Here is a 25,560-nt window from a genome sequence, read left to right as displayed (position 1 = left end):
ATCCGCGCCGGGTGTTACCCGGCCGGGGCCGGTCTGTTTCGCGAGCGGAACTTCGCCCTCAGTGCCCGCGCGGGCCGGCTGTGAGCCCACCTGGTGGCCCGGCTCATCGCCGCCCGGCCGGTGCTGTGAGATCCGGGAAACCGGTCGTGACGGGAGGGCAACGGCGGCGAAACGGCCGTCCTCGAAGCTGGCTGCCATGACCCTCGCCCCGCTCGCCCAGCTCGCCCCGCCCGGCCCGCGCCGCCGCTCCCGGTGCACGCCCGCCGCCCGCCGGCCCGCCCTGGTGCTGGTCGCCCACGGCTCCCGGGACCGGACCGCGGCCGCCGAGGTCGGCCGGCTGGCGGCGATGGTGGCCGCGGCCCGCCCGGAGCTCGACGTCCGCCAGGCCCACCTCGGGCTGAACGCCCCGCTGCTGCCCGAAGTGCTGGCCGGCCTCGCCGGCCCGGCCGTGCTGGTGCCGCTGCTGCTCGGCCGCGGCCACCACGTCAACGTCGACCTGCCCGCCGCGCTGGCCGCGGCCTCGCACCTCGACGGCGTGGTGGCGCCCCCGCTCGGCCCCGATCCGCTGCTCGCCGACCTGCTCGCGCACCGCCTGGCGCAGGCCGGGGTCGGGCCCGGGGCCGGCCCGGTGGTGCTGGCCGCGGCCGGCTCCCGGGACGGGCGGGCGGCGCTGGACACCGAGGCGCAGGCCGCGCTGCTCGCCGCCCGGCTGGGGGTCCCGGTGCGGCCGGGGTACGTGACCGGCGCCGGACCGCGGGTGGCCGAGACGGCGGCCCGGCTGGCCCGCGAGCACGGCGGCCCGGTGGCGGTGGCGGCCTACTTCACGGCGCCGGGGGAGTTCGCCCGGATCGCGGCCGACGCCTGGGACGGCCCGGCCGCCGCCCCGCTCGGCGCCCACCCGCTGCTGGTCCGCCTGGTGCTGGCCCGCTGGACGGCCGCCGCCCGGCTGTCCGCCGCCCGCTGACGGCCCGGCAGGCCCGGCGCCCGCCGCCCCGGCCGGCCCCGACCGTTCACCGCCCGCACGCCGGCCCGAAAGCGCGGCGCACCGGCACGATGTCCGGGGGCGGGCGTACGGTGACAGTCATATGGACGACACCGCACCGCACCGCACCGCCCCGTACGACCCGCAGGCCGAGGCCCGTTGGGTGCCCGAACCGGACAAGCGACCCGGCCGCACCGCCTTCCAGCGCGACCGCGCCCGGGTGCTGCACTCCGCGGCGCTGCGCCGGCTGGCCGGCACCACCCAGGTCGTCGCCCCGATGCGGGCCGACTTCTCCCGGACCAGACTGACCCACTCGCTGGAGTGCGCGCAGGTCGGCCGCGAGCTCGGCGCGGCGCTCGGCTGCGACCCGGACCTGGTGGAGGCGGGCTGCCTGGCCCACGACATCGGCCACCCGCCGTTCGGGCACACCGGCGAGGAGGCGCTCGACCAGGCCGCGCAGGCCTGCGGCGGTTTCGAGGGCAACGCCCAGTCGCTGCGGATCCTCACCCGGCTGGAGCCCAAGCGGTTCGCCCCGTTCGACGAGGCCCCGGCCCGGCTCGCCCCCTGGCCCGGCCGCAGCGTCGGCCTCAACCTCAGCCGGGCCGCGCTGGACGCCGCCACCAAGTACCCGTGGGCGCGCGGCGGCCACCCCACCGACCCGGCCTCCACCAAGTACGGCGTCTACGCCGACGACCTGCCGGTCTTCCGCTGGCTGCGGACCGGCGCCCCCGAGGGCCGCAAGTGCTTCGAGGCGACGGTGATGGACTGGTCGGACGACGTCGCCTACTCCACCCACGACGTCGAGGACGGCCTGCAGGCCGGCCACATCGACCCGGCAGCGCTGCACTCCGCCGAGGAGCGCGCCGAACTGTTCGAGATCGCCGGGCGGTACGCCCCCGAGGCGTCCTCCACCGAGCTGGCCGAGGCGCTGGACCGCCTCCAGGCGCAGGAGTGGTGGCCCCGCACCTACGACGGCTCGGCCCGAGCCCGGGCCGGGCTCAAGGACCTCACCAGCCAGCTGATCGGCCGCTTCTGCCAGGCCGCCGAGCAGGCCACCCGGGCCCGCTACGGCCCCGGCCCGCTCACCCGGTACGCGGCCGAGCTGGTCGTGCCCTCCGACGTCCGGCAGGAGTGCGCGGTGCTCAAGGCGGTCGCCGTCCGCTACGTGATGCAGCGCGACGAGCAGGCGCAGCTGCGCACCCGCCAGCGGATCGTGATCGCCGAGCTGGCCGAGGCGCTGAACCGCAGCGCGCCGTACGGTCTGGACCCGGTCTTCGCCGCCCTGCACGAGGAGGCCGAGGACGACTGCGCCGCGCTGCGCGCGGTGGTCGACCAGATCGCCACCCTGACCGACGCCTCGGCCTTCGCCCTGCACCGGCGGCTGGTGGAGAAGGTGCCCGACTGATCGGGCGCCCGCTCCCGCCCCGGCCCGGACCCGGCCCCGCGGGTGCGTAAACTTCCAGGGTGGCCGGTCGGATCAGGGACGAAGACGTGCAGGCGGTGCGCAACGCGCTGCCCATCGACGCGGTCGTCGGCGACTACGTCCAGCTGACCAGCGGGGGCGGGGCCCAGCTCAAGGGCGTCTGCCCGTTCCACGACGAGAAGTCCGCCTCCTTCTACGTCCACCCGGGCAAGGGCGTCTACCACTGCTTCGGCTGCGGCGAGAGCGGCGACACCATCTCGTTCCTGATGAAGATCGAGCACTGCTCGTTCGCCGAGGCCGTGGAGCGGATGGCCGCCCAGGCCGGCATCACCCTGCGGTACGAGGAGGGCGGCTACTCGCCCCGCCACCAGCAGGGCGAGCGGACCAGGCTGGTCGAGGCGCACAAGGTGGCCTCCGCCTGGTTCCAGGAGCAGCTGGGCTCGCCGGAGGCCGAGATCGGCCGCCGCTTCCTGGCCGAGCGGGGCTTCGACGAGGCCGCCGCCCAGCACTTCGGGGTCGGCTACGCGCCGGCGGGCTGGGAGCACCTGGTGCGCTACCTGCGCGGCAAGGGCTTCAGCGACAAGGAGATCCTGCTCGGCGGCCTCGCCTCGCAGGGCCAGCGCGGCGGCCTGATCGACCGCTTCCGCGGCCGGCTGGTCTGGCCGATCCGGGACTCCGGCGGCGAGGTGGTCGGCTTCGGCGCCCGCCGGCTGCGCGAGGACGACACCGGCCCCAAGTACCTGAACACCCCCGAGACGCCGCTCTACAAGAAGTCCCAGGTGCTCTACGGCATCGACCTGGCCCGCAAGGAGATCGCCAAGTCCGGCCGGGCGGTGGTGGTCGAGGGCTACACCGACGTGATGGCCTGTCACCTCGCCGGGGTCACCACCGCAGTCGCCACCTGCGGCACCGCGTTCGGCGAGGACCACGTCAAGATCATCCGCCGGCTGCTGATGGACACCTCCGCCTACCGCGGCGAGACCGTCTTCACCTTCGACGGCGACGCGGCCGGCCAGAAGGCCGCCCTGCGCGCCTTCGAGGACGACCAGAAGTTCGCCGCGCGCACCTCCATCGCGATCACCCCCGGCGGCATGGACCCGTGCGACCTGCGGCTGGCCAAGGGCGACGAGGCCGTCCGCGAGCTGATCGAGCACCCCGTCCCGCTGTTCGAGTTCGCGCTGCGCTCGGCGGTCGCCCGGCACCGGGTGGACAGCGCCGAGGGCCGGGCGGCCGCCCTGGAGGAGGCCGCCGGGATCATCGTGCGGATCAAGGACCGGTCGATCCAGCACGAGTACGCCGTCCAGCTGGCCGGCATGCTGGGCATCCTGGACGAGCAGTTCGTGGTCCGCCGGATCGGCCAGCTCGCCCGCTGGCAGCGCGACAACCAGCAGAACGGCCAGCGCCCCGCCCGCCGGCCCGATCCGGCGCAGTCCGCGCAGCCCGCCCCGGCCCCGCGCCCGGCCCTGCGGCTGAACCCGCGCGACCCGGCCCAGTTCGTCGAGCGCGAGCTGCTCAAGCTCGCCCTCCAGCACCCCGAGCTGGTCAGCCCGGCCTTCGACCAGTACGGCGAGGACGAGTTCCCGACCCCGCCGTACGCCGCCGTCCGCCGCGCCATCGGCCAGGCCGGCGGAGCCGCGTACGGGGCGGCGCTGCCCGACTTCACCGCCACCGTCCGCGAGACCTGCCCGGACGACCAGGTCCGCGGCCTGGTCACCGAGCTCACCGTCGAGCCGATCCGCTCCCGCCGCAAGGCCGACGAGATCTACGCCGGCGAGTTCCTGGTGAAGCTGCGCCTGCAGGCCGTCGACCGCCGGATCAACGAGGCCCGGGCCCACCTCCAGCGGCTCGGCAGCCGCGCCACCCCCGAGGAACTGCACGCGGTGCAGAGCGAGTTGTGGGCCCTCCAGCAGTACGCCCAGCAGCTGCGCTCACGCGGCGCCGCCGCCCTCTGACCGCTCCCGCACCCCGGCCGCGCGGCGCCCGCCCGCACTCCGTCGCCCGCCACGGGTGGCGTACGGCGCCGCGCTGGGTATCCCACTCCTGTGGTGCGGCGCCTCCCCCCAGCGCCGCCACGGCCCTGGAGGGATGCCCGTGGAGCTCGCCGCCGTCCGCCCGCCCCTGGCCACCGCGCCCGGGCCCGCCGCCGGGCCGAGGGTGCCGGCCCAGCCCGGCCCGCCGGCCGCCGAGGAGTTCGGCCCGCCGGGGCAGCTGCCCGCCGGGCCGGCGCTTGAGGCCCCCGCGTTCGAGGAGCCCGCGCTTGAGGCCCCCGCGTTCGAGGAGGCGCCCGACGAGCCCCGGACCGCCGCCGACCGGCTGGACGAGGGCACCGGCCCCGCCGCCGACCTGCTCCGCCAGTACCTGCGCGAGATCGGCCGGGTCCGCCTGCTCACCGCCGTCGAGGAGGTCGAGCTGGCCCGCCAGATCGAGGCCGGCCTGTTCGCCGAGGAGGCGCTCGACCGGGCCGCCGACGGGCCCGCCCTCGCCGACGAGCTGGACCGGCTGGTGGTGCTCGGCCGGATGGCCAAGCGCCGGCTGATCGAGGCCAACCTCCGGCTGGTGGTCTCGGTCGCCAAGCGCTACGTCGGCCGCGGGCTGACCCTGCTCGACCTGATCCAGGAGGGCAACGTCGGCCTGATCCGCGCGGTCGAGAAGTTCGACTACACCCGCGGCTACAAGTTCTCGACCTACGCCACCTGGTGGATCCGGCAGGCGATGAGCCGGGCGCTGGCCGACCAGGCCCGCACCATCCGGGTGCCGGTCCACGTCGTCGAACTGATCAACCGGGTGCTGCGGGTGCAGCGGGCCATGATCCAGGAGTGCGGCCACGAGCCGACCGCCGCCGAGGTCGGCCAGGCCCTCCAGCTCCCGCCGGAGCGGGTCCGCGAGGTGCTCCGGCTGGCCCAGGAGCCGGTCTCGCTGCACACCCCGGTCGGCGCCGAGGAGGACGTGGCGCTCGGCGACCTGATCGAGGACGCGGACGCCGCCTCCCCGGTGGAGAGCGCCGCCTTCCTGCTGCTGCGCCAGCACCTGGAGGCGGTGCTGGACACCCTCGGCGAGCGCGAACGGCAGATCGTCCAGCTCCGCTACGGGCTGGACGACGGCCTGCCCCGGACCTTGGAGGAGATCGGCCGGCTGTTCGGCGTCACCCGGGAGCGGATCCGCCAGATCGAGGCGAAGACGCTGGCCAAGCTGCGCGCGCACGCCTGCGCCGACCAGCTCCGCGGCTACCTCGACTGACCCCGCCCGGTGGCGGCGCCGCTCAGTGGTGGAAGGCCGACCGCGCCTCGACCCCCAGGGTGCGCAGCGGCGCCGGCTGGTTGCGCAGCTCGGGCATCAGCCGGGTGAGGTCGCCGAGCAGTAGGTCCGCCAGGTCGCGGGAGAAGCCGTTGCGGCAGACCACCCGCAGCACCGACAGGTCGGTCCGCTCGTCCGGGAAGGTGTACGCGGGCACCTGCCAGCCCCGCTCGCTCAGCCGGCGGGAGACGTCGAACACGTCGTAGTAGTCCTCGCCGGCCGTGGTGAAGGCGAACACCGGCAGCTGGTCGCCCCTGGTCAGCAACCGGAAGCCGAGCTTCTCGATCTCGCCGGACAGGTAGGTGGCGACGTCCCGGCAGGCCTGCTGGACCATCCGGAAGCCGTCCCGGCCCAGCCGCAGGAAGGCGTAGTACTGGGCGACCACCTCGGCGCCGGGCCGGGAGAAGTTGAGCGCGAAGGTCGGCATGTCGCCGCCGAGGTAGTTGACCTTGAAGACCAGCTCCTCCGGCAGCGCCTCCTTGTCGCGCCACAGCGCCCAGCCGACGCCCGGGTAGACCAGGCCGAACTTGTGCCCGGAGGTGTTGATCGAGGCCACCCGGGGCAGCCGGAAGTCCCAGGCCAGCTCCGGGTCCAGGAAGGGCGCCACCATGCCGCCGGAGGCGCCGTCCACGTGCACCGGGATGTCCAGGCCGGTGCGCTCCTGGAGGTCGTCCAGCGCCGCGCAGATCTCCGCGATCGGCTCGTAGGAGCCGTCGAAGGTGGAGCCGAGGATGCCGACCACGCCGATGGTGTCCTCGTCGCAGTGGGCGAGGGCCTGCTCGGCGTCCAGGTGGTAGCGCTCGCCGGACATCGGCACCAGCCGCGGCTCGACCTCCCAGAAGTTGCAGAACTTGTCCCAGCACACCTGGACGTTGATGCCCATCACCAGGTTCGGCCGCACGCCGGCCGCGTAGCGGTCCGGGTTGCGCCGCATCCAGCGCCGCTTGAGCGCCAGCCCGGCCAGCATGCAGGCCTCGCTGGAGCCGGTGGTCGAGCAGCCGACCGCGCTGTCCGGGTCGGGTGCGTGCCACAGGTCGGCCAGGATCGCCACGCAGCGCCGCTCCAGCTCGGCGGTCTGCGGGTACTCGTCCTTGTCGATCATGTTCTTGTCGCGGCACTCGCCCATCAGCCGGTCCGCGTACTCGTCCATCTGGGTGGTCACGAAGGTGGCCAGGTTGAGCTTGGCGTTGCCGTCGAGCATCAGCTCGTCGTGGATCAGCTGGTACGCCACCGGTGGCATCACCGGGCCGTCCGCCAGCCGGTGCACGGGTGGTGCCACGCCCATCGAACCGAGCGGGTCGATCAGGCCGTGCAGCGGACTGACCGACAGCCGCCGCTCGCTGCCGTCACCTTGGTGGAGTGCCATCGGGATCCCTTTCGCCGACCGGGACCTCCCACGCTGCCACCGCCGGGCGGGCGCCGCACGTCCGGCGCCCGCGCCCGGGGGAGCGGTCTCAGTCCTTGGCCTCCGGGTGCACCTGGTCGCGCACCGCGGCGTACTGCTGGCGCACCGCGCCGCCGACGGCCAGGTCGTGCTCCTGGTCGGGGGCGAGCGTGGTCACCTCGGGCAGCTCCCAGTGCGGCGGCTCCGGGGTGCCGGCCAGCGCCCAGGCGGCCTGCCGGGCGACGCCCCGGGCCGCGTGGTCGCCCGGAGGCGGTATCACCACGGGCACGCCGAAGACCAGCGGGGCGATCTCCCGGACGGCGCCGAGCCGCCCGGCCGCGCCGAGCAGGAAGATCCGGCGCACCGCGACCCCGTGCGAGCGCAGCACGTCGACCGCGTCCGCGATGTTGCAGAGCATGCCCTCGACCGCGGCCCGGGCGAAGTGCTGCGGGGCCATCGACTCCATCCGCAGCCCGGTCAGCGTCCCGGCGGCGTGCGGCAGCTTGGGGGTGCGCTCGCCGTCCAGGTAGGGCAGCAGCACCAGCCCGTACGCGCCGGGGGAGGACTGCAGGGCCAGGTCGCTCAGGCCCTCCAGGTCGGTGCCGAGCACGGTGGCGGTGGAACGCAGCACCTGGGCCGCGTTGAGGGTGCCGACCATCGGCAGGTGGCGCCCGGTGGCGTCGGCGAAGGAGGAGATCAGGCCGGTCGGGTCGACCACCGCCCGGTCGTGCACCGCGAAGATGGTGCCGTTGCCGCCGAGCGAGACCACCGCGTCGCCGATGCCGAGCCCGAGCCCGAGCGCGGCGGCCATGTTGTCCCCGGTGCCGGCCGAGATCAGCAGGCCCTCCGGGGTGTGCCCGGCGGGCTCGGCCGGGCCGAGCACGTCCGGCACCCGCAGCTCGTGGCCGATCGCCAGCTTGATCAGGTCCTGCCGGTACTCGCCGGTGATCGGCGACCAGTACCCGGTGCCGGAGGCGTCACCGCGGTCGGTGGTGCGCCGCTTGGGGCTGCCGAGCAGCTGCGAGACCAGCCAGTCGTGCGGCAGCAGCACCTCGGCGATCCGCTTGGCCGAGGCCGGTTCGAACTCGGCCAGCCAGCGCAGCTTGGCGATGGTGTACGTGGGCGCGGGCACCGCCGCGATCGCCTCCACCCACGGCCCGGCGCCGCCGAGCGCGTCCAGCAGCGCGGCGGCGGCGCCGGCCGAGCGGGGGTCGTTCCACAGCAGGGCCGGGCGGACCAGCACCCCGCCCGCGTCCAGCCCGATCAGCCCGTGCTGCTGCGCGCAGACGCCGATCGCCCGGACCCCCTCCAGCAGGCCGCCGGCGGCCGCGTCGCCGAGCGAGTGCAGCCAGGTCTGCGGGTCGACCTCGGTGGTGCGGGCATCGACACCGTCGGGCAGCGGATGGGGCGCCTTCCCGGTGCGCAGGACGGCGCCGGTGTCGGAGTCGCACGCGACGATCCTGGTGCGAGTGGTGGAGCTGTCGATGCCCGCGACGATGGCCATACCGAGATCATGCCGCAGCGGGCGGCCACGGTGCTGCCGCCCGTGGCAAGTGTTGCCCACTCGGTACGGGATCCGGCCAGGGCCGGGTCACGGCCGGAAGGTGCCCCAGCTGTCGTCCGCCGACTGCCGCCGGGCGAAGTACGGCACCCGGTCGGTGACCGAGTCGGGGAGCTTCTCGCCGACCCGGTCGGCCACCGCGCCGGCGGCCCGCCCGGCCACCGCGCCCGCCTGCTGCTTGGCCTTGCCGGCGGCGTCCTGCACCTTGGGGTTCTGGGAGAACTGTCGGGCCGCGCCGGCCAGCTGCTCGTACCGCTGCCGGCCGGCTCGGGCGCCCAGGACGTATCCGACCCCGACGCCCACGATCAACGTCAGTTTCCACATGCTCGGCTCCACCCTTCGTCGCGGTCTTTGCCGCATTGCCCTACCCGGCGTCCCGGGTGGCCAACCACCCGGCCGGTGGCGGGCCCGGTCCGGCCGCCCCGCCGACCACCAGCATCCCCGCCGGGCCGCCGGGGCGCGCGCGGGGCGCGCCGACCGGGCCGCCCCCGGCGGCACGGGTCGGGGTACGGCCGGGGGCCGGCGGAAAGCGATTGGCGGAACACCCCCCTGAGTGCGCTAATGTATGTCCCGCAGCGAGCGCCGAAGGCCCGGAGGGATCCGGGGCGGAAGCAAGATCGATCCCCCATAGCTCAATTGGCAGAGCAGCCGACTGTTAATCGGCAGGTTATTGGTTCGAGTCCAATTGGGGGAGCCAGGACGGTCCCTCGAGGTCCGTCCCGCTGTGCGATCCCCCATAGCTCAATTGGCAGAGCAGCCGACTGTTAATCGGCAGGTTATTGGTTCGAGTCCAATTGGGGGAGCTTCGCCTCCACGGAGACGATCGGTGCAGAGCGAGGGCCCCCCGGCCGACCGGGGGGCTTTCGTGTTTCCCGGGCCGGGCCGCGGGCCTGACGGTCAGTCGGCGGCCCGGTGGTAGAGGTTGGCCACCCGCTGGTCGAAGGCGACGCTGTAGGAGATCGCGTCGGTGTCCCCGCCCTCCTGGTAGCCGCCGATCACGCCGATCAGCTCGCCCGCGGCGGTGAGCCAGGGGCTCCCGCTGGTGCCGACGGTGTAGCCGGAGCAGGCGAAGCGCTCCTGGGTGGCGCTCTGCGCGGTGGTCCGGGCGGAGCAGGTGACCGGCGCGCCGCTGCCGTGCGGGTAGCCGGTGACCGTGACCGGGAGGTCGAAGCCGAGACCGAAGCCGGGCCGGTACGCGCCGAGCCGGTCCTGGATCCGCAGGCCGTCCACCTCGTCCACGGTGAGGAAGGCCACGTCGTAGTCCGGGTCCTCGCTCGCGACCCAGCGCGGGTCCACGGTGACCGTGTCGACCGGCCAGACGCCGTAGGGCGCGCGGCCCTCCCGGTAGCCGGGGGCGAACACCAGGTCGTCGAAGCTGCCGCGCTCGGCGCTCTGCACGCAGTGGGCCGCGGTGACCAGCAGGTTCCGCCGGGGGCTGTCGACCACGCTCGCGGTGCACATCCGGGGGCCGGTCAGCTCGCCCAGCAGGAGCACCCCGATCCGTCCGTCGGTGGCCTCGACCGGCACGGTACGGGCGGCCGGCCCGGGGGCGGCGCGGGTGGCCGGGTCGGGGTCCGAGCCGCAGCCGGTGGCGAGCTGCGCGGCCAGCAGCAGGGTGGCCGGGAGCAGCGCCCGCCGCAGCGTCCGATCCGTCCGGCCCATCCCGCTCCCCGTGCTCCCGTGCCGTGCCGGTCCGCCCGCCGGCGGTCCCGGGAGCAAGATCTACCAGCCGGGGCTGCCGGTCCGCCAGGCGGGTGGTGGAGCCCGGCCCGTGGGGGCGCAACCCGGTTGCGCCCCCGGCGCGCACCGCAGGTGATCGACCGGCTATGCTGCCGGGGACGGCCCTGAGGGGCCGTCTGCTGCTGGGGCCGCCGACGTGTCGGAGCGCCAGCCGGTCGAATCGGGGGCGGTAGCTCAGCCGGTTAGAGCAGGGGACTCATAATCCCTTGGTCGTGGGTTCGAGTCCCACCCGCCCCACCTTCACCACCTGCCGCCGGGCCGGCCGGGAGCCCCGCCGGCCCTGGGACGGGCCGCGGACGGCCTGATCGTCTACCGGCGACTGTAGAGCAGGGCCGAGGGCCCGAGCGCCGCGCCACGCCGTGATTCACCCGGCGGGCCCACCGTCCGCAGCCGATGGCCGGGTGGGGAAACCGGCCACCCTTGTGGCTGATTGTCCGGATATCGGGTGCTGTGCACGCTTGGACGTGTCCGTCCTCGCCGACCCCGAAGGGGTGTCCATGGCTGCCCGTGGCCCGCGTCCGTCCGTCCGCTCCCTGGCCGCCTCGGTGGTCGTGCTCGCCGCGCTCCCGCTGGCCCTCTTCGGGCCGGTGCCGGCCGCTGCCGGGGCCGAGCGGGGCCCGGGCCGCAGCCTGCGGGCCGATCAGGAGCTGGGCGCCGTGTTCGAGTTGGAGCCCGGCCGGTCGATCCGTTCGGCCCGCGCGATGCTGCTGATGCAGAGCGACGGCGACCTGGTGATCTACGACGAGTTCGGGCGGGTCCGCTGGTCCACCGGCACCGCCGGCCGGGGTCGGACGGCGCGGTTCCAGCAGGACGGCAACTTCGTGGTGTACTCGGGCGCCGGCCGGGCCGAGTGGTCCTCGGGCACGTACGGCCACCCGGGGGCCCGGCTGGTCGTGCAGGACGACGGCAACGTGGTGATCTACGACCAGGGGCAGCCGGTCTGGGCCACCGGCACCGAGCACTGAGCTCCGAGCACCGAGCACTGAGCACCGAACGCTGAGCGCGTCGCGGACCTTCGTATGCTGGCCGGATGCTCCCCGCCGCCGCGCTGCCCACCCCGCTGACCGTGCTGGACGAGCCGGGTCTGGCCCGGCTCGGGATGCGGCTGCTGGTCAAGCGGGACGACCTGGCGCACCCGACCGTCCCCGGCAACAAGTGGCGCAAGCTGGCGCCCAATCTGGACCGGGCGGTGGCCGAGGGCCGGCGCGGGCTGCTGACGTACGGCGGGGCGTACTCGACGCACGTCCGGGCGGTGGCGGCCGCCGCGCGGGCTCTGGGGCTGGCGAGCGTCGGGGTGATCCGGGGCGAGGAGCTGGCCGGGGCGCCGCGGAACTGGTCGCTGCGGGCGGCCGAGGAGGCCGGGATGGTGCTGGAGTTCGTCCCGCGCTCCGCGTACCGGGAGCTGGTGGCCGGCGGCGGGCAGGAGCGGGACGGCTTCCTGGTGCTGCCGGAGGGCGGGTCGAACGCGCTCGCGGTGCGCGGGGCCGCGGTGGTCGCGCGGGAGCTGGCCGCGCAGCTGCCTGACCTGGGGGAGCGGGACGTGGTGTGCTGCCCGGTCGGCACCGGCGGCACGCTCGCCGGGATCGCGGCCGGACTGCCGCCGGACGCGCGGGCGCTCGGGGTGGCGGTGCTGCGCGGCGAGGGCTACCTGGAACGCGAGGTGACGGGGCTGCACCGGGCCGCGTACGGGCGGGAGTTCGGCAACTGGCGGATCGAGCACGGCCACCACGGGGGCGGGTACGGCAAGGTGCCGGCCGCCCTGGAGGAGTTCGCCGCCGGGTTCGAGCGCCGGCACGGGGTGCCGGTGGAGCGCCGGTACGTGGCCAAGGCGCTGTCCGCGGTGCACGCCCTGGCGGCGGCGGGTGGCCTCGCCGCCGGTTCCAGGGTCACCGTGGTGGTCACCGGGCTCCCCGACCCGGCCGGCGGCCTCAGCCGAAGCTGAGGTCCGAGCAGAGGTCGCTGTCGGCCGGGCGGGTGTTCTCGGTGATGCCGGTCGGGATGCCGGAGGGCAGTGCGGTGGGCGTCCCGGCGGCCGGGTCGGAGGTCCGGGCGGCCGCGTAGTCCCGGCCGAGGGTGAGGGTCAGGCCCTCGCCGGCCGGGTCGGCCTGCACCTCGGCGCCCGGGAACAGCTGGGCGAGCCGGGTGGCCGCCTCCTGCTGGCCCTGCGCGTAGCCGATCAGGGTGGTGCGGCGGATCGCCGTGTCCGGGCCGACGGTGACCTTCAGGTAGCCCTTGGCCCGGAGGTCCGTGGCGGCCTGGCCGCCGAGCCCGCTGGCCCGGGAGGCGTTGTGCACGGTGACCGGGAGGTCCCCGGTGGCCGGCACGGACGGCGAGGGCGAATCCGAGGGCGACGCGGCGGCCGAGGCGGGGTCGCCGGTGGCCGGGTCGGCGGCGGACTGGCCGGTCAGCGTCCGGTCCTGCCGCAGCAGCCCCCACAGCGCGTCCACGTCGGGGTGCACCAGGGCGACCCGGTCGCCCTGGTAGCGCCAGGGGACGGTGACGAAGGAGATGTTCGACAGGTCGATGTTCTGCAGCGTCTGGGCGAAGTCGGCCAGCTTGATCGCCGAGCCGAGCTCCGGGTCGACGGTGAGCGACTTGGTGGCGGCGTCGGCCAGCGGCAGCAGCGTGGTGGGATTGAAGCCCTGGCTGCGGATCTTCTTGATCAGGGAGGAGAGGAAGGCCTGCTGGCGCTTGACCCGGCCGATGTCGGAGCCGTCCCCGAAGCCGTGCCGGGCCCGCACGTAGTCCAGCGCCTGCTGGCCCTGGACGGTCTGCAGCCCCTTGGTCAGGTGGATGCCGTAGGAGTCGACGTTGTTGGGCACGCAGACGTCGACGCCGTGCACCGCGTCCGTCATCGCGGCGAAGCCCTTGAAGTCCACCACGACCGTGTGGTCGACCCGCAGCCCGGTCAGCGCCTCGACGGTGTTCTGGGTGCAGGCGGGGTTGCCCTGCGGGTACTCGCCGACGGTGAAGGCCGAGTTGAACATCTGGTTGTTCCGCGACGGTGACCAGCTGCCGCTGGGCAGCTTGCACGCGGGGACGGTGACCAGGGTGTCCCGGGGTATCGAGACGCCGACGGCGTGCTTGTGGTCCGCGTACACGTGCAGCAGGATCGCGGTGTCGGAGTGGCCCACGCCCTCCTCGCCGCCGCCGAGGTCGCCGTTGCCGTCCTGGCGGGTGTCGGAGCCGAGCAGCAGGATGTTGACCGGGCGGCCGCCGCCGCTGGCGGTGGGGCCGGCCGGCGGCCGGCTGGTGGCGATGCCGTCGGCCGAGAAGGTGCTGATGTTGTGGTCGAGGCGCTGGTAGAACCAGGCGCCGACGCCGGCGGTGCCGACCACGAGGACGGCGGCGGTGGCTCCCAGCCCGCGGGCTATTCGGGCGCGGGTGCTCCGGGCGGGCCGGCTCTTGGGGTCGGTCATCGGGTCAGCGCTCTCTGCAAGGTGTGGCGGACGCCACCGGTACACGTACGGTCCTGTGGGATAGACGGCCCGGGAACGCGTCCGGTTACACCTTCGGCTCGATCTTCTTCCCCCGCCGCGGGCTCAGCTGCCGGTGTCGGCTCCCTCGACCATCCGGCGCAGCAGGTCGCGCAGCTGGCGGCGCTCGTCCTCGGCCAGGGCGGCCAGCGGCTCGCGGGCGAAGTTCAGCGATTCGCGCAGCTCGTCGGTGGCCAGGCCGCCGGCCTCGGTGGCGGCCACCAGCTTGACCCGGCGGTCCAGCGGGTCGGCCTCCCGGGTCACGAAACCGCGGGATTCCAGCCGGTCCACGATGCCGGTGATGTTGGAGGGCTCGCAGGCCAGCGTCTGGGCGATGTGCCGCATCGGCATCGGGCCGCGCCGCAGCAGGCCGAGTACCTTGGCCTGGGCCCCGGTGAGCGAGCGGGCGGCGGCGGCCTCCTCGTACTCGCGGTGGAAGAGCGCGACCAGGCTCGCCATGAGGTCGACGACCTCGCGGGTGATCGCGTCGGCGGGCGGCTGCTGCTTCTCCATGGACACCACTCTAACTGAACATTTGACAACGTGAACCTTTTATCCGCACGATTGCTTTAGTTGGTCAACCTTTCAGGCGGGCATCGATCCCGGATCACGCCCCGAACCACGCAAGGAGCACGGACATGGCAGAGCAGGCGACGCCCACCACCGGTCGCGAGTGGCACCTGGCGGCCCGCCCCCAGGGCTGGCCGACCCCCGCCGACTTCGCCCTGGTCGAGGCACCGGTCCAGCAGCCGGGCCCGGGGCAGATCCTGGTCCGCAACGCCTTCCTCTCGGTCGACCCCTACATGCGCGGCCGGATGAACGACGTGAAGTCCTACGTCCCGCCGTTCAAGCTCGGCGAGGCGATGGACGGCGGCGCGGTCGGCTACGTGGTCGCCTCCGGGGCCGAGGGCTTCGAGGTCGGCGACGCGGTGCTGCACGGGCTCGGCTGGCGCGAGTACGCGACCCTGGACGCCGCCCGCGCGGTGAAGGTGGACGCGCAGCTCGCCCCGCTCTCGTACTACCTCGGCGTGCTCGGGATGCCCGGCCTGACCGCCTACGCCGGCCTGCTGGAGGTCGCCTCCTTCCGCGAGGGCGACACCGTCTTCGTCTCCGGCGCGGCCGGCGCGGTCGGTTCGCTGGTCGGCCAGATCGCCCGGCTCAAGGGCGCGAAGCGGGTCATCGGCTCGGCCGGCTCCGCCGAGAAGGTCGCGCACCTGGTCGACGGCTACGGCTTCGACGCCGCCTTCAACTACAAGGACGGCCCGGTCCTGGAGCAGCTCGCCGCGGCGGCGCCGGACGGCATCGACGTCTACTTCGACAACGTCGGCGGCGAGCACCTGGAGGCGGCGATCTCCGTCCTCACCCCGCACGGCCGGGCGACCCTGTGCGGCGCGATCGCCCAGTACAACGACGAGGGCGCGCCGGTCGGCCCGCGCAACCTCGCCCTGGTGATCGGCAAGCGGCTGCGGCTGCAGGGCATGCTGGTCGGCGACCACGCCGCGCTCCAGCCGCAGTTCGTCGCCGAGCTGGCCGGCTGGCTGAAGGACGGCTCGCTGAGCTACGACGAGACCGTGGTCGAGGGCGTGGAGAACACCGCCGACGCCTTCATCGGCATGCTCCGCGGTGCCAACACCGGCAAGATGGTCGTCAAGCTCTGACCGGAGCACCCCCGCCGCTCGCACGGCCCCGCCGATCGCACCGCCCCGCCCCGCCCGCCCCACCGGCGCGCGGGGCGGTTCGGGTACGGGCGCTCGCCGCCGCCGCACCCGGGTGATCCGACGGACCGTCATCCGTCCCGCCCCGTCCGCCGATAGCGTGGCCGGGCAGGCCCCGGCCGGCCGATAGGTCCGTTCGGGGGAGAGATCCCGGGGAGGGGTGGACCTCCCCGGGGATCCGACTAACATTGGGTGAAAGCTTGTCCGTTTTGCTCAATTTGATGACCTAATGTCGAATAAGTTGAGCTTCACGGGGGTAGACGGTACCTACCGGCGGTGGGCACGAGGCAGCTGGGGAAGGCGACCCTCGTCCACAGCCTGGAGGTCCCGGTGACGACACGTGGAGTCCTGTACATCCACTCCGCGCCCCGCGCGCTGTGCCCGCACGTCGAGTGGGCGGTCGCGGGCGTGCTCGGTGTGCGCGTCAGCCTCGACTGGATCCGGCAGCCCGCCGCGCCCGGTCACTGGCGGGCCGAGCTGTCCTGGCAGGGCGAGCCCGGCACCGCCTCCCGGCTGGCCTCCGCCCTGCGCGGCTGGCAGCTGATCCGCTACGAGGTCACCAGCGAGCCCTGCGCCACGGCCGAGGGCGAGCGCTACAGCAGCACGCCCAGCCTCGGCATCTTCCACGCCGTCACCGGCCTGCACGGCGACATCCTGATCCCGGAGGACCGGCTGCGCGCCGTCCTGCTGCGCTCGCGCAACGAGGGCGGCGACCTGGAGGCCGAGCTCGCCCGACTGCTCGGCAAGCCCTGGGACGACGAGCTCGAGCCCTTCCGCTACGCCGGCGAGGGCGCGCCGGTGCGCTGGCTGCACCAGGTGGTCTGAGCGCCGGACGGCGAACGGCCGGGGCCCCGCCCGCGAGGTGATCGCGGGCGGGGCCCCGGCCGTGGGGCGCGGCAGGCTCAGACGGTGCGGAAGGCCAGCACCACGTTGTGGCCGCCGAAGCCGAACGAGTTGTTGAGCGCGGCGACCTGACCGGCGGGCAGCTTGCGGGGCTCGCCGGTGACGATGTCCGCGTCGATGTCGTCGTCCAGCTGCTCGACGTTGACGGTCGGCGGGGCCAGGCGGTGGTGCAGGGCCAGCACGGTCGCCACGGTCTCGATGCCGCCGGCGCCGCCCAGCAGGTGACCGGTCATGGACTTGGTCGCGGAGATCGCGACGTGGTCCAGGTGCTCGCCGAGCTCCTTGCGGAGCGCCTTGATCTCGGCGGTGTCGCCCTGCGGGGTGGAGGTGGCGTGCGCGTTGACGTGCACGACCTCGGCCTTGTCCAGCTCGTTGCGCTCGAACAGGTCGGCGATCGCACGGGCCACACCGGCGCCGGTGGGCTCCGGCTGGGCGATGTGGTGGGCGTCCGAGGACAGGCCCTGGCCGACGGCCTCGCAGTAGATCCGGGCGCCGCGGGCGGCGGCGTGCTCCGCCGACTCCAGCACGACCACGCCGGCGCCCTCGCCGAGCACGAAGCCGTCCCGGCCCTTGTCGTACGGGCGGGAGGCGTGCTCGGGGTCGTCGTTGTTCTTGGACATCGCCATCATGTTGGAGAAGGCGACGATCGGCAGCGGGTGGATCGCCGCCTCGGTGCCGCCGGCCACCACGACGTCGGCGCGGCCGGAGCGGATCATCTCGATCGCGTAGCCGATCGCCTCGGCGCCGGAGGCGCAGGCGGAGACGGGGGTGTGCACGCCGGCGCGCGCGCCGACCTCCAGGCCGACGTTGGCGGCCGGGGAGTTGGGCATCAGCATCGGCACGGTGTGCGGGGAGACCTTGCGCACGCCCTGCTGCTTGAGCACGTCGTACTGGTCCAGCAGGGTGGTGACGCCGCCGATGCCGGAGGCGATCACGGTGCCCAGGCGCTCGGGGGCGAGCTTGGAGGAAAGATCGGTGGCGGGGGTCTCGTAGCCCGCGTCGGCCCAGGCCTCGCGCGCGGCGATCAGCGCGAACTGCGCGGAGCGGTCCAGCTTGCGGGCCAGCGGGCGGGGCAGGATCTCGCCCGGCTCCACGGCGGCGCGGGCGGCGATCCGCACCGGCAGGTCCGCAGCCCACTCCTCGGTCAGTGCGGCGACCCCGGAACGGCCGGCGAGCAGGCCCTCCCAGAACGAGGCGGCGTCGCCGCCCAGCGGCGTGAAGGCGCCGATACCCGTGACGACCACGGTGCGGTTTTCAGCGGTCACTGGTTTCTTCTTCTCTCACGTTGTTCAGGGGAGGGGCGTGCTGCGGGGGAGGGGATGGGTGGCCGGGGTGCACGGGGCACCCCGGCCGGTCAGCCATGGGTCAGCTGTTGGCGATGATGAAGTCCACCGCGTCGCCGACGGTCTTGAGGTTCTTGACCTCGTCGTCCGGGATCTTCGCGCCGAAGCGCTCCTCGGCAGCCACGACGACCTCGACCATGGACAGCGAGTCGACGTCCAGGTCGTCGGTGAAGGACTTGTCGAGCTCGACGTCCTCGGCCGGGATGCCGGCGATCTCGTTGACGATCTCCGCGAGACCGGCCAGAACCTCGTCCTTGGTAGCCATAGTGGCTGCTCCTCTTCGGTGTTGACTGCGAGCGGCCCGGCGGACCGTCGCGTGCTTGTGGTGGCGTGTTGCCTAGGGGAGGGTAACGACTGCGGCCGCGTAGACCAGACCCGCCCCGAACCCGATGATCAGTGCCAGGTCGCCGCTCTTCGCCGCACCGCTCTCCAGCATGCGTTCCATCGCCAGCGGGATGGAGGCGGCCGAAGTGTTGCCGGTCTCGACGATGTCCCGGGCGACGGGCACCGAATCGGGAAGCTTGAGCGCCTTGATCATGGCGTCGGTGATCCGCATGTTGGCCTGGTGCGGGATGAACGCGCCGAGCTGGTCGGCGCTGATCCCGGCCGCGTCCAGCGCCTGCTGCGCGACCTTGGCCATCTCCCAGACCGCCCAGCGGAAGACGGTCTGACCCTCCATCCGCAGGGCCGGCCACTTCATCGCCTCGCCGGGGCCGTTGACGGCGTCCTCCTTGGCGAAGGCGGTGTCCCAGGCCTGGGTCTGCGAGATGACGTCGCGCTGCGCGCCGTCCGAACCCCAGATCACCTTGCCGATGCCGGGGACGTCGGCCGGGCCGACCACCGCCGCGCCGGCGCCGTCGCCGAAGATGAAGGCGGTCGAACGGTCCGAGGTGTCGGTCAGGTCGCTGAGCCGCTCCACGCCGATCACCAGCACGTACTCGGCGCTGCCACCGCGCACCATGCCGTCGGCCAGGCTCAGGCCGTAGCCGAAGCCGGCGCAGGCGGCCGAGATGTCGAAGGCCGGGGCGGTGCCGCAGCCGAGCCGGTCGGCGATCTCGGTGGCGATGGCCGGGGTCTGCTTGAGGTGCGAGACGGTCGCGACGATGACGCCGCCGATCTGCTCGGGCGCGATGCCGGCCTGGGCGATCGCCTTGCCGGCCGCCTGCACCGACATCTCGGCGACGGTCTCCTCCGGACCGGCCCAGCGGCGCTCGGCGATGCCGCTGCGGGAGCGGATCCACTCGTCCGAGGACTCGATCCAGTCGAGCACCTCGGCGTTGGGGATCACCCGGACCGGACGGTAGCCGCCGACCCCGTGGATGCGCGCGTACTGCGCACCGGTGGCGGGCTTGATCTGCGGGCTGGTCATGCGTCGTTCTCCTGACCGCCGTGCTCCGCGACGAGCTCACGGGCCTTGTCGAGGTCGGCGGGGGTCTTCAGGGCCAGCGTCGCGACACCCTTGACGTTGCGCTTGACCAGGTTGGTGAGGGTCCCGGCCGGGGACAGCTCGATCACGGCCGTCGCGCCCAGCTGCTGCAGGGTCTCCATGCACAGGTCCCAGCGCACCGGGTTGGAGACCTGGGCCACCAGCCGGGCCAGTACCTCGGCGCCGGAGCCGACGACCTCGCCGTCCTTGTTGGAGACGTAGGCCACCAGCGGGTCGGCGGTGGTCAGGGTCGGCGCCAGCTTGGCCAGCCGCTCGACCCCGGGGGCCATGTGCTCGGTGTGGAAGGCGCCGGCCACCTTCAGCGGGATGAGCCGGGCGCCGGCCGGCGGGTCGGCCTTGAGCGCCGCCAGCTGCTCCAGCGTGCCGGCGGCCACCAGCTGGCCACCACCGTTGTTGTTGGCCGGGGTCACCCCGTGCTCGGCGAACTTCGCGGCCACCACCTCGGGGTCGCCGCCGAGCACGGCGGCCATCCCGGTCGCGGTCCGGGCGGCGGCGTCGGCCATGCCGAGGCTGCGCTCACGGACGAAGGTCAGCGCGTCCTCGGGGGTCAGCACCCCGGCCAGCGCCGCGGCGGTGATCTCGCCGACGCTGTGGCCGGCCAGCGCGCCCACCAGCTCGCTCGGCGCGGGCCCGTCGGCGAACAGCTCGCCCGCGGTCAGCAGACCGGCGGCGACCAGCAGCGGCTGAGCCACCGCGGTGTCCTTGATCTCCTCCTCGGAGGCCTCGGTGCCGCAGTGCACCAGGTCGAGGCCGACCACCGAGGACCACTGCCGCAGCCGGTCGGCGGCGCCGTCCAGTTCAAGCCAGGGGTTGAGGAAGCCGGGAGTCTGGGCACCCTGTCCAGGGGCGACGATTACGAGCACGGTTCAACCCTCTCTCGCCGGACGCCCGGGGGCGGGTAGGCGACGGTAACGAAGAAAAGCACGTCGGCTTGTGGAGTCTCCACAGTGCCCCTCAGCCCTGCTCGGCCGCCGTACCGAGGCGACCGAGCGCCAGGGCGATCCGCAGGGTGAAGGCCGAACGTACGTCGGACGGAGCATAGCCGGTGACGTCGGTCACACGACGCAGCCGGTAGCGCACGGTGTTGGGGTGGACGAAGAGCATCCGGGCGGCGCCCTCCAGCGAGGAGGCCTGCTCCAGGTACACGCTCAGGGTCTCCAGCAGGGCCGAGCCGGCCTCCTCCAGCGGTGTGTAGATCTCCTCCACCAGCTGGTGCCGGGCCACCTCGTCCCCGGCCAGCGCCCGCTCGGGCAGCAGGTCGTCGGCGAGCACCGGGCGGGGGGCGTCCGGCCAGGCGGCGCAGGCCCGCAGGCCGGCGGCGGCCGCGTGCGCGGAGCGGGTCGCGGAGAGCAGGTCGCCGACGGTCGGGCCGACCACCACCGGGCCGGGGGCGAACTGGCCGATCAGCGCCCGGGCCGCGTGCACCGGCTCCTTGTCGCCGCCGACCACCACCACCAGCCGCCGGCCCAGCACCCCGGTCAGCACGTGCAGTTTGGCGTACCGGGCGGCCCGCCGGATCGCCTCCACCACCAGCTCGCTGTCGCCGTCCGGCGCGCTGCCCATCACCACCCGGACCTGCTTCGGCTGGCCCCAGCCGAGCGCCGCCGCCCGCGACAGCACGCCCTCGTCGGCGTCGCCGGACAGCAGCGAGTTGACGACCAGTGCCTCCAGCCGGGCGTCCCAGGCGCCGCGCGCCTCGGCGGCCTGGGCGTAGACCTGCGCGGTGGCGAAGGCGATCTCCCGGGCGTACACCAGCACGGATTCGCGCATCCCGGCCTCGTCGCCCGGGGCGGCCACCTCCTCGATGGCCTCCTCCATCACCTCGATGGTGGTGCGGATCAGCTCCACGGTCTGCCGCAGGGTGATCGCCCTGGTCAGCTCGCGCGGCGCGGTGCCGAACACGTCGGTGCTGATCGCCTGCGGCGCCTCGGGGTGGCGGTACCACTCGGTGAAGGCCGCGATGCCGGCCTGCGCCACCAGGCCGATCCAGGACCGGTGCTCCGGCGGCATCCGCCGGTACCAGGCGAGCTGGTCGTCCATCCGGGCGATCGCGGCGGTGGCGAGCTTGCCGGCGGACTTCTCCAGCCGCTTGAGGGTCGCGACGCGCAACTCCGCCCGCTCGGCGGCGAGCTTGCGCTCCTGCGCGGTCAGCCGCCCGGTCCGGCCGGTGGCCGGCGGCTTGGCGGCGGCAGCTGGACGGGCGGGTACCGCCTTCTTGGCGGCGGACTTCTTGTCGGGACTCGCTGAAGCGGCTGGCACAGGAACAAGACTGCCTCACCGGAGGACATGCTCGTGCACACCCCCGCCCGAACCACCGGGTGGGGCAGGTCACACCGGTTACCGTAGGCACCGTGACCGACACCCGAGAGCGCCCCCGCGCCGACCAGCGCCGGGCTCCCGAACGCTACCTCTCCACCCCCGCCGCGGGCATCGAGACCCGGCACGCCTTCTCCTTCTCCGGGCACTACGACCCGCGCAACACCCACTTCGGCGCGCTGCTCGCCTGCAACGAGGAGACCCTCGCCCCCGGCGCCGGGTACGAGCCGCACCGGCACCGCGACACCGAGCTGTTGACCTGGGTGGTCTCCGGCGCCCTCGCCCACCGGGACGACGACGGGCACGCTGGCGTGGTCCGCCCGGGCATGCTCCAGCACCTGAGCGCCGGCCGCGGCGTGACGCACACCGAGCGCAACGTCGGCGGCGCCGCCGAGCCGGTCCGTTTCGTCCAGTTCTGGCTGCAGCCCGACGAGTTCGACGCCCCGCCGGCGTACGGGCTGCGCCGGGTGGCGCCCGAACCGGGCGGGCTGACCCTGCTCGCCGCCGGCAGCGGCCGGCCGGCCGGGCCGGACGTGCTGCGGCTGCGGCGCGGCGACGCGGCGCTGCACCTGGTCACCGCCGGCCCTTGGCAGCCGCTGCCCGAGCTGCCGGCCGCGCCGTACCGCTACGCGCACCTGACGGCGGGTTCGGTCGGCTACCGCACGGTGCCCGGACCGCAGGGCGGCGGCCGCTCGCTGGAGCCCGGCGACAGCGTCCGGATCACCGGCGGGGCGTTCGCCGACCCGGTGGCCGGGCCGGACGGCGCCGAGCTGCTGCTGCTGGAGATGCACGGCTCGCTGCTGCTGGGCTGAGCCCGCCGGGCCCGGTGGTGGCAGCCGGCCCGCCCCGGTCAGCCGCGCAGTTCGGCCAGCACCGCGTCGGTGAACGGCGGCCACACCTCGGCGGCCCACGGCCCGAAGTCACGGTCCGTCAGGGCGACGCAGGCCACGCCGGCCGCCGGGTCGACCCACAGGAAGGTGCCGGACTGGCCGAAGTGGCCGAAGGTGGCGGGCGAGCTGGTGGTGCCGGTCCAGTGCGGGCTCTTGTCGCCGCGGATCTCGAAGCCGAGCCCCCAGTCGTTCGGGCGGCGGTGGCCGAAGCCCGGGAGCACGCCGCTGGTGCCGGGGAAGGCGACCGCGCGGGTGGCGGTCCGCACCGTGGACGGGTCGAGCAGTCGCGGCGCCTGCAGCTCGGCCGCGAACAGCGCGAGGTCGGCCGCCGTGGACAGGCCGCCCGCGCCGGCCGGCGAGCGGTGCGCGGTGTTGATCAGCGTGGACCGCATGCCGAGCGGCTCGAACACGGCCTGGGCCGCGTACGTCCCGAACTCGATCCCGGCGGCCTCGGACAGGGTCCGCGCCAGCACGTCGAAGCCCGCGTTGGAGTAGAGCCGCCGCTCGCCGGGCGGGGCCATCACCCGGTGCTCGTCGAAGGCCAGCCCGGAGGTGTGCGCCAGCAGGTGGCGGACGGTGGAGCCCTCGGGCCCGGCCGGGTCGTCCAGCTCGAAGACGCCCTCCTCGACCGCGACCAGCACCGCGTACGAGGTGAGCAGCTTGGTCACCGATGCCAGCGGGAACAGGTGCTGCTGCGGTCCGTGGCCGCCCAGCACCGCGCCGTCCTTGGCCCGCACCACCGCGACCGCCGCGTTCGGCGCCGGCCAGTCCTCGATCATCCGCAAGCTCTGCATGGCCCGAACTCTAGCCACCCGGGGCCGTCGTGCGCGTGGCAGGCTTGCTTGGAGTGCACTCCAACTCAGTAGCTTCGTAGCCGTCGCCGATCACCGGGGGTCACCCATGGCAATGCTCGCACCGATCTCGATCGACCCGCGCGGCTGCGGGGAGGCGTACAACCGGCCCAGCCAGGACCCGGACCGCACCCCGCGGCACGCGATCGGCGAGGTCGCCGCGGCCAGCGGCCTCAGCGCGCACACCCTGCGCTGGTACGAGCGGATCGGCCTGCTCGAACCGGTCGACCGCTCCTACTCGGGCCAGCGCCGCTACAGCGACGCGGACCTCTCCCGGCTCGCCTTCCTCGGCCGGCTGCGGCTGACCGGGATGCCGGTCGCCGACATGCTCCGGTACGTGGAGCTGGTCCGGGCCGGCGACCACACCTACGACGACCGGCGCGAGCTGCTGGTCGAGCACCGCGCCGAGGTCCGGCAGCGGCTGGCCGACCTGCACGCGACCCTCGCGGTCCTCGACTACAAGATCGACCTGTACTCACGCCTCCCCGACGCCGGGGAGCAGAAGGAGAGCGCATGACGACCCTCCCCACCACCGCGCTCGGCAGCACCGGACCCGTCGTCGGGATCCAGGGCCTGGGCTGCATGGGCATGAGCGAGTTCTACGGACCGACCGACACCACCGAGGCGCTCGCCACCCTGGACGCCGCGCTGGAAGCGGGCGTCACCCTCTTCGACACCGCCGACGTGTACGGCTCCGGGCACAACGAGGAGCTGATCGGCCCGTTCGTCCGGGCCAATCGCGACCGGGTGGTGCTGGCGACCAAGTTCGCCATCGAGCGCCGCGCCGACGACCCGACCTACCGCGGGGTGCGCAACGACCCCGCCTACATCCGGACCGCCGTCGAGGCCTCGCTGCGCCGGCTCGGCATCGAGGCGATCGACCTCTACTACATGCACCGCCGCGACCCCGCCGTGCCGCTGGCCGAGTCGGTCGGTGCGATGGCCGAGCTGGTCCGGGCCGGCAAGGTCCGCCACCTGGGCCTGTCCGAGGTGACCGGCGACGAGCTGCGCGAGGCGTACGCGGTGCACCCGATCGCCGCGCTGCAGTCGGAGTGGTCGGTGTTCTCCCGGGACGTGGAGCGCACCGCGGTGCCGGCCGCGGCCGAGCTCGGGGTGGCCTTCGTGCCGTACTCGCCGCTCGGACGGGGCTTCCTGACCGGGGCCTTCAGCGCGGCCGAGCAGCTCAGCGAGGGCGACTTCCGGCGCAGCCACCCGCAGTTCAGCGGCGCCAACGCGGAGCACAACGCGCGGCTGGTGGCGCCGATCCAGAAGATCGCCGCCGAGCGCGGCGTCACCGCGGCCCAGGTCGCCCTGGCCTGGGTGCACCAGCGGGCCGAGGTGCACGGCCTGACCGTGGTGCCGATCCCGGGCACCCGCAAGCGCTCCCGGCTGGCGGAGAACACCGCCGCCGCGACGCTGCGGCTGACCGCCACCGAGCTGGTGGAGCTGGAGCCGATCTCGGCCGAGGTGACCGGCAACCGGTACGCCGACATGACCTTCACCTCGGCGGGCCGCGAGTAACCGGACGACCGGGGCGGGGGCGGTGACACCGCCCCCGCCCCGACCCGCGCCCGTCCGCGGGGCCTCAGACCTGGCGGCCCATCCAGCCCGCGAGCCTGGTGTACGCGTCCGCGTCGGCCGGCACCGGCCGGACCGGGCCGAACGGCAGGTCGCCGCCGCGCGGTTCGGCGGGCAGCGCCTGCTCGGCGACCGTCAGCGCGAGGAGCGCCAGCTCCTCGTCGAGCTCGGCCGCCGGGTCCACCACCTGCGCGATGTCCCAGGTGTGGGTGACGGCCTCCATCACGTAGCCGCCCAGCGCGAACCGGCCGGGCATGACGCCCCACGGCACCGAGGCCGGGCGGTCCAGCCTCCCGTCCTCGGCCCAGGCCCTGGCGGCGCGGGCCCGGGCCCGGTCGAGTGCCGCCGCCCACCCGGCGTCCTCGATCTCGCCGGTGGTGGCCGGCACGTCCAGGCTGAGACCGCCCTCCCCGACGTAGGAGATCCGGTGCACGCCGCCCACGGTGTGGCCGAGCAGCGCGCGCAGGTCGTACTCGGTGCACGGAGTGGGCCGCTCCAGCTGCTCCGGGGTGATGCGGGCGACCAGCTCGCCGAGCTGGTCGAGGGCGCGCAGGTAGATCGGGCGGGGGTCGAACGAGGCGTCCATCAGGGATGCTCCTTGCCGTACGGATGCGGTCTGCGGTCCGTACTGTCCCGGCAATACCTGACATCCTGTGT

Annotated in this window: 24 protein-coding genes and 3 tRNA genes; 14 read left to right on the top strand and 13 right to left on the bottom strand. The window is 74.3% G+C overall.

The genetic code is table 11. From position 1 onward, the window contains the following. Nucleotides 1-196 precede the first annotated feature (196 nt). The 4 genes from ABT014_RS23455 (at nucleotide 197) to ABT014_RS23440 (ending at nucleotide 5,642) form a co-directional block, all read left to right on the top strand. Nucleotides 197-964 (top strand): sirohydrochlorin chelatase, encoded by a 768-nt coding sequence (locus ABT014_RS23455; RefSeq protein WP_350640987.1) that lies wholly within the window; start codon nucleotides 197-199, stop codon nucleotides 962-964. A gap of 121 nt (nucleotides 965-1,085) precedes the next feature. Continuing rightward, nucleotides 1,086-2,387 carry a deoxyguanosinetriphosphate triphosphohydrolase gene (locus ABT014_RS23450; RefSeq protein ID WP_350640986.1) on the top strand — a complete coding sequence of 434 codons (1,302 nt, stop codon included), beginning with the start codon at nucleotides 1,086-1,088 and terminating at the stop codon, nucleotides 2,385-2,387. A 59-nt stretch (nucleotides 2,388-2,446) separates the two neighbouring features. Next, nucleotides 2,447-4,357: a DNA primase gene (dnaG, locus tag ABT014_RS23445; RefSeq protein WP_350640985.1), complete on the top strand. Its 1,911-nt coding sequence runs from the start codon at nucleotides 2,447-2,449 to the stop codon at nucleotides 4,355-4,357. A 133-nt stretch (nucleotides 4,358-4,490) separates the two neighbouring features. Further along, nucleotides 4,491-5,642, top strand: coding sequence for an RNA polymerase sigma factor (locus tag ABT014_RS23440; protein WP_350640984.1), 1,152 nt, complete (start codon nucleotides 4,491-4,493; stop codon nucleotides 5,640-5,642). Between the two features lie 22 nt (nucleotides 5,643-5,664). On the opposite strand, the gene gad is transcribed toward ABT014_RS23440, so the two are convergent. The 3 genes from gad to ABT014_RS23425 all read right to left on the bottom strand — a co-directional run bounded on the left by gad (nucleotide 5,665) and on the right by ABT014_RS23425 (nucleotide 8,968). Further along, the gene (gad, locus tag ABT014_RS23435) at nucleotides 5,665-7,065 is read right to left on the bottom strand and encodes a glutamate decarboxylase (RefSeq protein WP_350640982.1); all 1,401 of its coding nucleotides are present in this window, start codon (nucleotides 7,063-7,065) and stop codon (nucleotides 5,665-5,667) included. An 88-nt stretch (nucleotides 7,066-7,153) separates the two neighbouring features. Continuing rightward, on the bottom strand, nucleotides 7,154-8,587 hold the full coding sequence (locus ABT014_RS23430; RefSeq protein WP_350640981.1) for an FGGY family carbohydrate kinase: 1,434 nt from the start codon (nucleotides 8,585-8,587) through the stop codon (nucleotides 7,154-7,156). A gap of 87 nt (nucleotides 8,588-8,674) precedes the next feature. Next, nucleotides 8,675-8,968 carry a hypothetical protein gene (locus tag ABT014_RS23425; protein WP_033822299.1) on the bottom strand — a complete coding sequence of 98 codons (294 nt, stop codon included), beginning with the start codon at nucleotides 8,966-8,968 and terminating at the stop codon, nucleotides 8,675-8,677. A gap of 297 nt (nucleotides 8,969-9,265) precedes the next feature. Here ABT014_RS23425 and ABT014_RS23420 point away from each other — a divergent pair. Further along, nucleotides 9,266-9,341: transfer RNA gene (locus ABT014_RS23420), tRNA-Asn, on the top strand. A gap of 33 nt (nucleotides 9,342-9,374) precedes the next feature. Next, nucleotides 9,375-9,447 (top strand) — tRNA-Asn (locus ABT014_RS23415). A gap of 94 nt (nucleotides 9,448-9,541) precedes the next feature. Here ABT014_RS23415 and ABT014_RS23410 read toward each other — a convergent pair. Continuing rightward, on the bottom strand, nucleotides 9,542-10,306 hold the full coding sequence (locus ABT014_RS23410) for a trypsin-like serine peptidase (protein WP_350640980.1): 765 nt from the start codon (nucleotides 10,304-10,306) through the stop codon (nucleotides 9,542-9,544). Between the two features lie 241 nt (nucleotides 10,307-10,547). Between ABT014_RS23410 and ABT014_RS23405 the strand changes: the two genes are divergently transcribed. From ABT014_RS23405 to ABT014_RS23395, 3 genes are all read left to right on the top strand, one after another. After that, nucleotides 10,548-10,621 (top strand) — tRNA-Ile (locus tag ABT014_RS23405). 260 nt (nucleotides 10,622-10,881) lie between these two features. Then, complete coding sequence (locus ABT014_RS23400; RefSeq protein ID WP_350640979.1) at nucleotides 10,882-11,349, top strand: hypothetical protein; 468 nt, start codon at nucleotides 10,882-10,884, stop codon at nucleotides 11,347-11,349. Nucleotides 11,350-11,414: 65 nt separating this feature from the next. Beyond that, on the top strand, nucleotides 11,415-12,326 hold the full coding sequence (locus tag ABT014_RS23395) for a 1-aminocyclopropane-1-carboxylate deaminase/D-cysteine desulfhydrase (protein ID WP_350640978.1): 912 nt from the start codon (nucleotides 11,415-11,417) through the stop codon (nucleotides 12,324-12,326). On the opposite strand, the gene ABT014_RS23390 is transcribed toward ABT014_RS23395, so the two are convergent. After that, entirely contained in the window at nucleotides 12,313-13,803 is a 1,491-nt protein-coding gene (locus ABT014_RS23390) for an LCP family protein (RefSeq protein ID WP_350640977.1), read from the bottom strand. The genes ABT014_RS23395 and ABT014_RS23390 overlap by 14 nt on opposite strands. A 123-nt stretch (nucleotides 13,804-13,926) precedes the next feature. Further along, entirely contained in the window at nucleotides 13,927-14,373 is a 447-nt protein-coding gene (locus ABT014_RS23385) for a MarR family winged helix-turn-helix transcriptional regulator (RefSeq protein ID WP_350640976.1), read from the bottom strand. A 125-nt stretch (nucleotides 14,374-14,498) separates the two neighbouring features. Between ABT014_RS23385 and ABT014_RS23380 the strand changes: the two genes are divergently transcribed. Beyond that, nucleotides 14,499-15,518 (top strand): NADP-dependent oxidoreductase, encoded by a 1,020-nt coding sequence (locus ABT014_RS23380; RefSeq protein WP_350640975.1) that lies wholly within the window; start codon nucleotides 14,499-14,501, stop codon nucleotides 15,516-15,518. Nucleotides 15,519-15,905: 387 nt separating this feature from the next. Beyond that, nucleotides 15,906-16,400: a DUF3145 domain-containing protein gene (locus ABT014_RS23375; RefSeq protein WP_350640974.1), complete on the top strand. Its 495-nt coding sequence runs from the start codon at nucleotides 15,906-15,908 to the stop codon at nucleotides 16,398-16,400. A 77-nt stretch (nucleotides 16,401-16,477) separates the two neighbouring features. Here ABT014_RS23375 and fabF read toward each other — a convergent pair whose 3' ends face one another. From fabF to ABT014_RS23350, 5 genes are all read right to left on the bottom strand, one after another. Next, complete coding sequence (gene fabF, locus ABT014_RS23370; RefSeq protein ID WP_350640973.1) at nucleotides 16,478-17,743, bottom strand: beta-ketoacyl-ACP synthase II; 1,266 nt, start codon at nucleotides 17,741-17,743, stop codon at nucleotides 16,478-16,480. A 100-nt stretch (nucleotides 17,744-17,843) separates the two neighbouring features. Then, complete coding sequence (locus ABT014_RS23365; protein WP_033825980.1) at nucleotides 17,844-18,086, bottom strand: acyl carrier protein; 243 nt, start codon at nucleotides 18,084-18,086, stop codon at nucleotides 17,844-17,846. 72 nt (nucleotides 18,087-18,158) lie between these two features. Further along, a complete protein-coding gene (locus ABT014_RS23360) occupies nucleotides 18,159-19,190 on the bottom strand; it encodes a beta-ketoacyl-ACP synthase III (protein WP_350640971.1) in 1,032 nt (343 codons plus the stop codon). After that, on the bottom strand, nucleotides 19,187-20,131 hold the full coding sequence (locus ABT014_RS23355; RefSeq protein ID WP_350640970.1) for an ACP S-malonyltransferase: 945 nt from the start codon (nucleotides 20,129-20,131) through the stop codon (nucleotides 19,187-19,189). The genes ABT014_RS23360 and ABT014_RS23355 overlap by 4 nt, the downstream gene beginning before the upstream one ends. 91 nt (nucleotides 20,132-20,222) lie before the next feature. After that, nucleotides 20,223-21,419: a PucR family transcriptional regulator gene (locus tag ABT014_RS23350; RefSeq protein ID WP_350641039.1), complete on the bottom strand. Its 1,197-nt coding sequence runs from the start codon at nucleotides 21,417-21,419 to the stop codon at nucleotides 20,223-20,225. Nucleotides 21,420-21,619: 200 nt separating this feature from the next. On the opposite strand from ABT014_RS23350, the gene ABT014_RS23345 reads away from it, so the two are divergent. Next, the gene (locus ABT014_RS23345) at nucleotides 21,620-22,396 is read left to right on the top strand and encodes a pirin family protein (protein ID WP_350640969.1); all 777 of its coding nucleotides are present in this window, start codon (nucleotides 21,620-21,622) and stop codon (nucleotides 22,394-22,396) included. 38 nt (nucleotides 22,397-22,434) lie between these two features. Here ABT014_RS23345 and ABT014_RS23340 read toward each other — a convergent pair whose 3' ends face one another. After that, nucleotides 22,435-23,268 carry a serine hydrolase domain-containing protein gene (locus ABT014_RS23340; protein ID WP_350640968.1) on the bottom strand — a complete coding sequence of 278 codons (834 nt, stop codon included), beginning with the start codon at nucleotides 23,266-23,268 and terminating at the stop codon, nucleotides 22,435-22,437. Nucleotides 23,269-23,374: 106 nt separating this feature from the next. On the opposite strand from ABT014_RS23340, the gene ABT014_RS23335 reads away from it, so the two are divergent. After that, nucleotides 23,375-23,842, top strand: a complete 468-nt coding sequence (locus ABT014_RS23335; RefSeq protein ID WP_350640967.1) for a MerR family transcriptional regulator — start codon at nucleotides 23,375-23,377, stop codon at nucleotides 23,840-23,842. Further along, nucleotides 23,839-24,846 carry an aldo/keto reductase gene (locus tag ABT014_RS23330; protein ID WP_350640966.1) on the top strand — a complete coding sequence of 336 codons (1,008 nt, stop codon included), beginning with the start codon at nucleotides 23,839-23,841 and terminating at the stop codon, nucleotides 24,844-24,846. Before ABT014_RS23335 ends, ABT014_RS23330 begins: the two co-directional genes overlap by 4 nt. 64 nt (nucleotides 24,847-24,910) lie before the next feature. Here the strand turns inward: ABT014_RS23330 and ABT014_RS23325 are convergent, their stop codons facing one another. Next, entirely contained in the window at nucleotides 24,911-25,489 is a 579-nt protein-coding gene (locus ABT014_RS23325) for a TIGR03086 family metal-binding protein (RefSeq protein ID WP_350640965.1), read from the bottom strand. Nucleotides 25,490-25,560 lie beyond the last annotated feature (71 nt).

It is taken from the genome of Kitasatospora sp. NPDC094015, from assembly GCF_040304075.1.
GTDB lineage: Bacteria > Actinomycetota > Actinomycetes > Streptomycetales > Streptomycetaceae > Kitasatospora.
Note: the sequence above shows the minus strand (reverse complement) of the source record. Positions and strands in the feature narration are given on the sequence as shown.